Source organism: Streptomyces boluensis, assembly GCF_009908195.1.
GTDB lineage: Bacteria > Actinomycetota > Actinomycetes > Streptomycetales > Streptomycetaceae > Streptomyces > Streptomyces boluensis.
Genome location: NZ_JAAAHS010000321.1, coordinates 1 through 9,018 on the forward strand (window position 1 = coordinate 1; position 9,018 = coordinate 9,018).

General features: G+C 72.1%; 10 protein-coding genes. 4 read left to right on the top strand and 6 right to left on the bottom strand.

Going from position 1 to position 9,018, the window contains the following annotated elements:
* Positions 1–43 precede the first annotated feature (43 nt).
* From GUY60_RS29160 to GUY60_RS29170, 3 genes are read right to left on the bottom strand one after another with little or no spacing between them, the layout of a single operon-like run.
* Positions 44–1,063 carry an acyl-CoA dehydrogenase family protein gene (locus GUY60_RS29160; RefSeq protein WP_161703148.1) on the bottom strand — a complete coding sequence of 340 codons (1,020 nt, stop codon included), beginning with the start codon at positions 1,061–1,063 and terminating at the stop codon, positions 44–46.
* The gene (locus GUY60_RS29165) at positions 1,063–2,250 is read right to left on the bottom strand and encodes an acyl-CoA dehydrogenase family protein (protein ID WP_161703150.1); all 1,188 of its coding nucleotides are present in this window, start codon (positions 2,248–2,250) and stop codon (positions 1,063–1,065) included. Before GUY60_RS29165 ends, GUY60_RS29160 begins: the two co-directional genes overlap by 1 nt.
* A complete protein-coding gene (locus GUY60_RS29170; protein ID WP_161703152.1) occupies positions 2,250–3,107 on the bottom strand; it encodes an enoyl-CoA hydratase in 858 nt (285 codons plus the stop codon). The genes GUY60_RS29165 and GUY60_RS29170 overlap by 1 nt, the downstream gene beginning before the upstream one ends.
* Positions 3,108–3,200: 93 nt before the next feature.
* Between GUY60_RS29170 and GUY60_RS29175 the strand changes: the two genes are divergently transcribed.
* The 4 genes from GUY60_RS29175 (at position 3,201) to GUY60_RS29190 (ending at position 6,979) form a co-directional block, all read left to right on the top strand.
* Positions 3,201–4,367 (top strand): acyl-CoA dehydrogenase family protein, encoded by a 1,167-nt coding sequence (locus GUY60_RS29175; RefSeq protein ID WP_161703154.1) that lies wholly within the window; start codon positions 3,201–3,203, stop codon positions 4,365–4,367.
* Entirely contained in the window at positions 4,364–5,152 is a 789-nt protein-coding gene (locus GUY60_RS29180; protein ID WP_161703156.1) for an SDR family oxidoreductase, read from the top strand. Before GUY60_RS29175 ends, GUY60_RS29180 begins: the two co-directional genes overlap by 4 nt.
* Before the next feature lie 7 nt (positions 5,153–5,159).
* Positions 5,160–5,747: a TetR/AcrR family transcriptional regulator gene (locus GUY60_RS29185; protein ID WP_161703158.1), complete on the top strand. Its 588-nt coding sequence runs from the start codon at positions 5,160–5,162 to the stop codon at positions 5,745–5,747.
* Positions 5,748–5,821: 74 nt separating this feature from the next.
* Positions 5,822–6,979: an acetyl-CoA C-acetyltransferase gene (locus GUY60_RS29190; RefSeq protein ID WP_161703160.1), complete on the top strand. Its 1,158-nt coding sequence runs from the start codon at positions 5,822–5,824 to the stop codon at positions 6,977–6,979.
* A 78-nt stretch (positions 6,980–7,057) separates the two neighbouring features.
* Here the strand turns inward: GUY60_RS29190 and GUY60_RS29195 are convergent, their stop codons facing one another.
* The 3 genes from GUY60_RS29195 to GUY60_RS29205 form a co-directional block, all read right to left on the bottom strand.
* Entirely contained in the window at positions 7,058–7,654 is a 597-nt protein-coding gene (locus GUY60_RS29195) for a Dabb family protein (RefSeq protein WP_161703162.1), read from the bottom strand.
* Positions 7,651–8,022, bottom strand: coding sequence for an NIPSNAP family protein (locus tag GUY60_RS29200; protein ID WP_161703164.1), 372 nt, complete (start codon positions 8,020–8,022; stop codon positions 7,651–7,653). Before GUY60_RS29200 ends, GUY60_RS29195 begins: the two co-directional genes overlap by 4 nt.
* 1 nt (position 8,023) lies before the next feature.
* Positions 8,024–9,018, bottom strand: a 995-nt coding sequence (locus tag GUY60_RS29205; RefSeq protein ID WP_312866471.1) for a tyrosine-protein phosphatase, incomplete at its 5' end; no start/stop codon positions are given.

Below are 9,018 nucleotides of genomic sequence, written 5' to 3' on the forward strand. Positions count from 1 at the left end.
TTCCGGAGGCGGGGCTCAGGGGACGAGCCTCAGGGAGCGTGGCTCAGGGGGCGAGCACGCGGGTGCGGCAGGCCGACGGAGTGCCCCAAGCGGTGCGCAGCGCACGGGCCTTGCGGATCCACAGGGACAGGTCGAGCTCGTCCGTGTAGCCGACGGCGCCGTGGAGTTGCAGGGCCGTGCGCGCGGCGGTGTACGTCGCCTCGCAGGCGGCGACCTTGGCCGCGGCGACCGCGCGCCCGGCGTCGGGGTCCCCGGACGCCAGGGCCAGGGCCGCGGCGTGCACGAGCGGCTGGGCGAACTCCAGGGCGATCAACGTGTCCGCGAGCCGGTGCTTCACCGCCTGGAACGTGCCGATGGCGACGCCGAACTGGGTGCGCCCACCCACGTATTCCACGGTTTCCAGGAGCAGCGTGCGGCCCACCCCGAGTGCCTGCGCCGCCACGGCGAAGGCCGCGACCTCCGCGGCGTGTCCGGCGGCGGCCGTCACCTCGGGGCCCTGTGCGAGCACTGTCCCGCCGAGCGGCCGGGCCAGTCGCCGTGCCGGATCGGACGACGGCTGTACGGGACCGGCCCCCGCCGCGAGGAGCAGCGTGGCACCCTCCGTATCGCCTCCCGTATCGCCCTCCGTATCGCCCTCCGTGACGAGCACCGTGTCGGCGGCGTCGGCGTCCAGGGCGTACGGGCTGTCCGGGGCGCGGAGGGAGGCGATGGTCGTCCCGGCGGCGATGCCGGGGAGCAGGTCGGCGGCAAGTGTGGCGTCGCCAAGGTGGTCGAGCAGCGCGGCCGCGGCCACGGTCTCCACCAGCGGACCCGGCACCGCGTGCCGCCCCAACTGCTCGAAGGCGACCGCCAGTTCGACCGGCAGCGGCCCGAGCCCGCCGTGCTTCTCCGGTACGGCGAGGGCGAGGACGCCCGCCTCGGCCAGCTTGGCCCACACCGCGCGTCCGGGTGCGGTGTCGCCGGCCGCCCAGGCCCGTGCGACCTTCGCGGGCCCGGCCGCGGTGAGCATCTTGTCGAGCGAGCGCGCGAAGTCCCGGTGCTCGTCGTCGAGGAGGAACCGCATCACCGACGTCCCTTCGGCAGACCGAGCAGCCGCTCGGCGATGATGTCGCGCTGGATCTCATTGGTCCCGGCATAGATGGGCCCGGCGAGGGAGAACGTGTACCCCTCGGCCCAACTCCCGTGCGCGGGCGCCTCGTCGGCCTCGTCGGAGAGCTCGCCGTACGGGCCGAGCAGGTCGAGTGCCGTCTCGTGCAGGGCGATGTCGAGGTCGGACCAGTACACCTTGTTGAGGCTGGACTCCGCGCCGATCGAGCCGCCCGCGGCGATCCGTGAGGCGTTGGCGTACGTGAACAGCTGGTACGCGCGGGCGCCGATCACCGCGTCCGTGACCCGGTCGCGCAGCGCCGTGTCAGTCGTGTCAGCCGTGTCGTCTGCGGCGGGCCCCGACCGCCACAGTTCGGTCAGCCGCTCCGCGGCCGAGGTGAACCGTCCCGGACTGCGCAGCGTGAGGCCGCGCTCGTTGCCCGCGGTGCTCATCGCGACCCGCCAGCCCTGGCCCGGCTCCCCGATCACGTCCCGGTCCGGCACGAAGACCCGGTCGAGAAAGAGCTCCGCGAAGGCGGGCTTGCCGTCGAGGCGGCCGATGGGGCGCACGGTCACGCCCTCGGCGTCGAGCGGGAACATCAGATACGTCAGGCCCCGGTGCGGCCGGTCCGCGTCCGGGTCGCTGCGGAACAGGCCGAACGCGCGGTCCGCGAAGGCCGCCCGGGACGACCAGGTCTTCTGGCCGCTGAGCAGCCAGCCCCCTTCGGTGCGTACCGCGGTGGAGCGCAGCGAGGCGAGGTCGGAGCCCGCCTCCGGCTCGGACCAGGCCTGCGCCCAGATCACTTCGCCGCTCGCCATCGACGGCAGGACGCGGGCGCGCTGCTCGTCGTCGGCGTGCTCGAAGAGGGTGGGGGCGAGCAGGTTGATGCCGTTCTGGCTGACCCGGCCGGGCGCACCGGCCGCGTAGTACTCCTCCTCGAAGATCAGCCATTGGAGGATGGAGGCGCCCCGGCCGCCGTACTCCTTTGGCCAGGACACCACCGACCAGCGGTCGGCGTGCAGGGTGCGCTCCCACTCCCGGTGCGCGGCGAAGCCCTCGGCGGTCTCCAGGGAGGGTAGCGGGGCGCTGGGTACGTGCGCGGCGAGCCAGTCGCGGGCCTCGGTGCGGAAGGCGTCCTCGGCCGCGGTGAAGTCGAGGTCCATCAGGCGGAGGCCTCCTTCATGGCGTGGATGTCCATGCCGCCGAGCGGGTCGGCGGCGGTCTCCGCGTTGTGGGCGTGCGCCAGGTGGTGCAGGCCGAAGACGGAGTCCACCCCGGTGTGCAGGCCCTGGAGGTCCTCGGCCTGGTTGACCGCGCGCTTGGTCAGCGCGAGCCCCATCCGCGGCATGTCGGCTATCCGGAGCGCCAACTCCCGGGTGCTTTCGGTGAGTTCGGCGCGCGGCACGACCCGGTTGACCATGCCCACCTCGTAGGCGCGCTGTGCGCTCATCCGGTCCCCGGTGTAGAGGAACTCCTTCGCGATGCGCGGCGGCATCACCCACGGGTGGGCGAAGTACTCCACGCCCGGGATGCCCATACGGACCACCGGGTCGGCGAAGAAGGCGTCGTCGGAGGCGACGATCAGGTCGCAGATCCAGGCGAGCATCAGACCGCCGGCCACACACGCGCCCTGCACGGATGCGATGACGGGCTTGGGCAGTTCGCGCCAGCGGCGGCACATACCGAGATAGACCTCGGACTCACGGGCGAAGCGGCTCTCGGCGCCCTGCTTGTCCGAGTGGTCCCACCACAGTCCGGCCTTGCGCTCGAACGGCAGATGGGCATCCCGCTCAGGGCTGCCGATGTCATGGCCGGCCGAGAAGTGCTTCCCCGCTCCGGCGAGTACGACGACCTTGACCTCGCCGTCCTCGGCCGCGCGGTAGAAGGCGCGGTCCAGGGCGTAAGTCATCGCGGAGTTCTGGGCGTTGCGGTGGTCGGGGCGGTCCATGGTGATCACGGCGACGGGGCCGTGGCGTTCGTAGCGGACCGGATCTCTGGGCTCAGTGCGAGCAGCGGACATCCGCCCTCCTTCCCTAACAAGTGTTTGGTAGGTTAGCGTACGAGCCGTTGGCCGTCGAGAAGTCGAGTCGCTCAGAATCCGCCGGAGCCGCCCATGAACAGCGTCGATGAGTTCCGCACCGAGATCCGCAGCTGGCTGCGGGCCAACCTCACCGGTGAGTTCGCCGCCCTGCGCGGCCGCGGCGGACCCGGTCGGGAGCACGAGGCCTTCGCCGAACGCCTCGCCTGGGAACGGCACTTGGCCGCCGCGGGGTGGACCTGCGTCGGCTGGCCCGAGAAGTACGGCGGCCGCGGCGCCACCCTGGAACAGCAGGTCGCCTTCCACGAGGAGTACGCCCTCGCGGACGCGCCCGCGCGCGTCAACCACATCGGCGAGCAGCTCCTCGGCCCCACCCTCATCGCCTTCGGCACCCCCGAGCAGCGCGAGCGGTTCCTGCCGCGCATCGTGGCCGTCGACGAACTGTGGTGCCAGGGCTACAGCGAGCCGGACGCCGGATCGGACCTCGCGGGCGTCCGCACCCGGGCCCAACTCCAGGGCGGGGACTGGGTGATCAACGGGCAGAAGACCTGGACCTCGCTCGCCCACGAGTCCGACTGGTGCTTCGTCGTCGCCCGCACCGAACCGGGCTCGACCCGCCACCAGGGCCTCTCGTACCTGCTGGTGCCGCTCGACCAGCCCGGCGTCGAGGTCCGGCCGATCACCCAGCTCACCGGCACCTCCGAGTTCAACGAGGTGTTCTTCGACGAGGCGCGCACCCCGGCCTCGCACATCGTCGGCGCCCCCGGCGACGGCTGGAAGGTCGCCATGGCCACGCTCGGCTTCGAGCGCGGCGTGTCCACCCTCGGCCAACAGGTCGGATTCCAGCGCGAGTTGGAGGCCGTCATCGACCTGGCCAAGCAGAACGGCGCGGCGGACGACCCGCTGATCCGCGACCGTATCGCCCGCGCCTGGACCGGCCTGGAGATCATCCGGGCCAACGCCCTGCGCATGCTCGACGGCGTCGCCGCGGGCGCGCCCGGACCCGAGGCGTCCATCGGCAAGATCTTCTGGGCGACCTGGCACCGCGACCTGGGCGAACTCGCCATGGACGTCTGCGGAGCCGACGGGATGCTCGCGGCGGGCGGACCCTACGACCTCACCGACTGGCAGCGGCTGTTCCTGTTCTCCCGCTCCGACACCATCTACGCCGGGTCCAACGAGATCCAGCGCAACATCATCGCCGAGCGCGTGCTCGGACTCCCCAAGGAGGTACGCCCATGACCTCGACCCCACCCCCGTACGTACCCGGCCACAACCTGCTCGCCGGGCGCACCGCCGTCGTCACCGCAGCCGCGGGCGCGGGCATCGGCGGGGCGACCGCCCGACGGCTCCTCGAAGAGGGCGCGAGCGTCGTCATCTCCGATGCGCACGCCCGCCGGCTCAAGGAGTCGGAGGCGGCGCTCGCCGCGGAGTTCGGCGCCGGCCGGGTCGCCGCCCTGCCCTGCGACGTCACCGACGAGACCCAGGTCGGCGCCCTGTTCGACCTCGCCGAGGAACGCCACGGACGGCTCGACATCGTGGTCAACAACGCGGGCCTCGGCGGCACTTCGGACCTCGTCGACATGAGCGACGAGCAGTGGGACAAGGTCATCGACGTCACGCTCAACGGCACCATGCGCTGCACCCGCGCCGCGCTGCGCCGGATGCGGACCGCCGGACAGGGCGGCGTCGTCGTCAACAACGCCTCGGTGGTCGGCTGGCGCGCCCAGAAGGGCCAGTCGCACTACGCCGCCGCCAAGGCCGGCGTCATGGCCCTCACCCGCTGCGCCGCCCTGGAGGCGGCCGAGTACGGCGTACGCGTCAACGCGGTGTCGCCGAGCCTGGCCATGCACCCGCACCTCGTGAAGGTCACCACCCCCGAACTCCTCGACGAACTCACCTCCCGCGAGGCGTTCGGCCGGTACGCCGAGCCGTGGGAGATCGCCAACGTCATCGTCTTCCTGGCCAGCGGCTACTCCTCGTACCTGACCGGCGAGGTGCTCTCCGTCAGCAGCCAGCACCCGTGAGCCCGCGATGAGCGCGTCGCCCGAGCGGCGGGAGGAACTCCTCGCCACGGCGGCCGAGGTGTTCGCGGCGCAGGGCTACGACGCCACCACCGTCCGCAAGATCGCCGACGCCGCGGGCATGCTCGCGGGCAGCCTCTACTACCACTTCGACTCCAAGGAGTCGATGCTCGACGAGATCCTCTCGACCTTCCTCGACGAACTCTGGGCCCGCTACGACGCGGTGCTCGCCGCCGGGCTCGGGCCGAGGGAGACCATCGAGGCGCTCGTCACCGAGTCCTTCCGCGAGATCGACGGTCAGCGCGCCGCGGTCGCCATCTACCAGCGGGAGTCCAAGCACCTCGCCCGGCACGCGCGCTTCGGCTATCTGGCCGGCTCACAGCAGAAGTTCGAGAAGGCGTGGCTCGGCACCCTGGAGCGCGGTGTCGCCGCCGAGGTGTTCCGCGCCGACCTGGACATCCGGCTCACGTACCGCTTCGTGCGCGACACCGTGTGGGTCGCCGCGTCCTGGTACCGGCCGGGCGGACAGCACAGCCCCGAGGAGATCGCCCGCCAGTACCTGTCGATGGTCCTGGAGGGCGTGGCCCTGCGTACGTGACAGCCCGTACCGCCCGTACCGCCAGCACAGCCAGCACGTTCGAGTACGCACAACACACAGACAAGGGAGTGGTCATGGCCGAGGCCTACATCGTCGAAGCGGTCCGTACGCCGGTCGGCAGGCGGAAGGGCGGACTGTCCGCCGTCCACCCGGCGGACCTGGGGGCGCATGTCCTGAAGGCCCTGATGGAGCGCTCCGGCGCCGACCCGGCGGCCGTGGAGGACGTCGTCTTCGGCTGCCTGGACACGGTCGGCCCGCAGGCCGGCGACATCGCCCGTACCGCCTGGCTGGCCGCCGGTCTGCCGGAGGAGGTGCCCGGTGTGACCGTGGACCGGCAGTGCGGATCGTCGCAGCAGGCCGTGCACTTCGCCGCCCAGGCGGTGCTGTCCGGCACCAGCGATCTGGTGGTCGCCGGAGGCGTGCAGAACATGTCGCAGATACCGATCGCCTTCGCCAGCCGCCAGGCCGTCGACCCGCTCGGACTGCCCGAGGCAAGCCCGTACGCGGGTGAGGGCTGGCGGGCCCGCTACGGCGACCAGCCCGTCAACCAGTTCCACGGCGCCGAGCTGATCGCCGGCAAGTGGGACATCTCCCGCCGCGACATGGAGGAGTTCGCGCTCCGCTCGCACCAGCGCGCGATCCGCGCCATCGACGAGGGCCGCTTCGACCGCGAGACCGTCGCCTACGGGGACGTGACCCACGACGAGGGGCCGCGCCGCGACACCACGCTGGAGAAGATGGCCGGGCTCCAACCCCTCGTCGAGGGCGGCCGGTTGACCGCCGCGGTCTCCTCGCAGGTCTCCGACGGCGCCTCGGCGATGCTCCTCGCCAGCGAGCGCGCCGTACGCGAGCACGGCCTCACCCCGCGCGCCCGCGTCCACCACCTCTCGGTGCGCGGTGAGGACCCGATCCGGATGCTGTCCGCCCCGATCCCGGCCACGGCGTACGCGCTGAAGAAGGCCGGGATGTCGCTCGACGAGATCGACCTGGTCGAGATCAACGAGGCGTTCGCGTCGGTGGTCCTGGCCTGGCTGAAGGAGACCGGCGCCGACCCGGAGAAGGTCAACGTCAACGGCGGCGCCATCGCCCTCGGCCACCCCCTGGGCGCCACCGGCACCAAGCTGATGACGACCCTGCTGCACGAACTGGAGCGCACCGGCGGCCGCTTCGGCCTGCAGACCATGTGCGAGGGCGGCGGCCAGGCCAACGTCACGATCATCGAGCGGCTCTGAGTCTTCGAGTAACTCGGACGTACCTTGAGTCGTCTGGCCCCGAACCTCCTTTGGTCCGGGGCCAGTTGACCGTCCGGCTCAGGCGTCGAGCAGCACCGGCCGGCCGCTCCAGCGGTACAGGTGGGCCACCAGCGGCCGCACGATCCCGGCCCCCGGCACCTCGCTGTCGAACCACCGGTCCACGCAGGTCCAGTGGAAGGGATGGTCGAGGTATTCCCCGGTGAGGCCCTCGACGTCCGCGAACTCCTGCTCCCATACGTGCGTCCAACGCCCCGGCGTGCGCTCCTGGTCGACCCGGCTCAGAGCCCACGACCGGATCGACGTGATGTGCGCGGGCATGGCGAGCAGGTCGGACTCCAGACGGGCCACGAGGGCGTCGCTCGCTTCTGGCCGGACCGCGAACAACAGGGTCCGCTTCACCCGAGGTCCGGACGACGGGACGCTGCGGCCGCGTACGGGGGTGAGCGCCACCTCGTCCACCGGTTCCGGCAGGCCGAGTTCGGCCGCTACGGCGCTCGGCGGGCGCTCGGCGGTGAGGTCCCAGGTCGCGCCCCGACCACCGAAGCTGCCCGGCAGATCCGGCGCCGCCGAGCAGCCGGACACGCCGGGCAGCGCGCCGGCCGCGTCGTACGGATCCGTCTGCTCGGGCGGGAGCAGGGCCACCCAGCGGGTCATGCGGGCGCTCCTTCCGTGTCCGGTTGTTCCGTGGCCGGTTGTTCTGTGGTCACGGCCTCCGCCTCCATGGGCTGCAGCACCTGGCGGTCGCGTTCGTGCGCCAACTCGTCGGTGTGCGCCCAGAATTCGGTGACCCGGGGATCGCGTTTGGCGGCCGAGCGCGCGGCGTAGAACGCGCCGCTGTCGCGCAGCGACCACAGGATGCGGACGGCCACGGTGTCCGGGCCCGTCCAGCTCCGCCACGAGCCCGCCACGTCCATGCCACGGTCGCGGGCGCCCGGCAGATACTCCGCACGCCAGCGCCGCAGCCACGGCTCGACGTCGTCGTGGGCGAGGACGACCAGGTCGAGCACCTGAACGCCGCTCATGTCACCGCACCAGCCGGGCGCGGAGCCCGGCCAGATTCGACCGGTCCAGGCCCAGGCCCTCGGTGAGGTAGCCGTCGAGGCCGCCGTAGTCCCGCCGCACCTGGTCGAGCGCCGCGTCGAGATAGTCCGCGCGGACGTCCTGGAGCGGGACGAGCAGGTCGGGGTTCTTCATGTAGCCGGACTTCTCGAGGCCCTCGCGGGTCTCGCGGTCGGCCTTCGCGCGGAAGTCGTTGGACAGCAGGTAGTCCTTCTCGGCGGTGCGGGCGGGGACGCCGACGGCACGAAGGAGCAGGTAACTCACCCAGCCCGTACGGTCCTTGCCCGAGGTGCAGTGGAACACCAGCGGCGTCCTGCGGTCCTTGGCGAGGTCGCGCAGCGTCGCGGCGAACTGCCGACGGGAGTCCGGGTCGGTGGCGAAGGAGCGGTAGATGTCCCGCATGAGCTGCTCGGCCTTGCCGCCGCCGAGCATGTCCTCCTGCTTCACCGGGTCCTTGGAGCCGATGGCCTCCATCGTCTTGGCGTACAGGCCGAGGTCGTTCACGGCGCGGGATGTGACCTTCAGCCCTGCGGGGAGGCGATCGGCTCCGTCGCGCTTCACCTCCAGGGGCGTGCGGAAGTCCACGACGGTGCCCAGGTTTAGGGCGGAGAGCTTCTTGACGTCGGCCTTGGTGGCTTTGCCGAGCGAGTCGGCCCGGAACGCCTGGCCGGGGCGTATGTGTCGGCCCTTGTCGGTGCGGTAACCGCCGAGGTCCCGGACGTTGACCGCGCCGTCGAGCGCGATGGGTGCACCGGGCCGGGCACCGTCGTCGGCGGCGCTGCCGGCGGCGGGCGGGGTGGCCTTGCCTGCCGGAGCGTCGGTCGTGGCGCAGGCGGGGAGGGTGCCGAGCAGAGCGGCGGCGAGGGCCGCGGCGGTGGCGCGGCGGGTGCGGAGGGTACGCACGGGGGTGAACTCCTGGGCGTCGTAGGGAGGTTCCCGGAAAGTGATGCGGGGGTGGG

Excerpts from the sequence above, each read along its gene's own strand:
- GUY60_RS29165 (WP_161703150.1), bottom strand. The coding sequence starts at position 2,250 with ATGGACCTCGACTTCACCGCGGCCGAGGACGCCTTCCGCACCGAGGCC.
- GUY60_RS29200 (WP_161703164.1), bottom strand. The coding sequence starts at position 8,022 with ATGAGCGGCGTTCAGGTGCTCGACCTGGTCGTCCTCGCCCACGACGAC.
- GUY60_RS29170 (WP_161703152.1), bottom strand. The coding sequence starts at position 3,107 with ATGTCCGCTGCTCGCACTGAGCCCAGAGATCCGGTCCGCTACGAACGC.
- GUY60_RS29175 (WP_161703154.1), top strand. The coding sequence starts at position 3,201 with ATGAACAGCGTCGATGAGTTCCGCACCGAGATCCGCAGCTGGCTGCGG.
- GUY60_RS29195 (WP_161703162.1), bottom strand. The coding sequence starts at position 7,654 with ATGACCCGCTGGGTGGCCCTGCTCCCGCCCGAGCAGACGGATCCGTAC.
- GUY60_RS29190 (WP_161703160.1), top strand. The coding sequence starts at position 5,822 with ATGGCCGAGGCCTACATCGTCGAAGCGGTCCGTACGCCGGTCGGCAGG.
- GUY60_RS29185 (WP_161703158.1), top strand. The coding sequence starts at position 5,160 with ATGAGCGCGTCGCCCGAGCGGCGGGAGGAACTCCTCGCCACGGCGGCC.
- GUY60_RS29180 (WP_161703156.1), top strand. The coding sequence starts at position 4,364 with ATGACCTCGACCCCACCCCCGTACGTACCCGGCCACAACCTGCTCGCC.
- GUY60_RS29160 (WP_161703148.1), bottom strand. The coding sequence starts at position 1,063 with ATGCGGTTCCTCCTCGACGACGAGCACCGGGACTTCGCGCGCTCGCTC.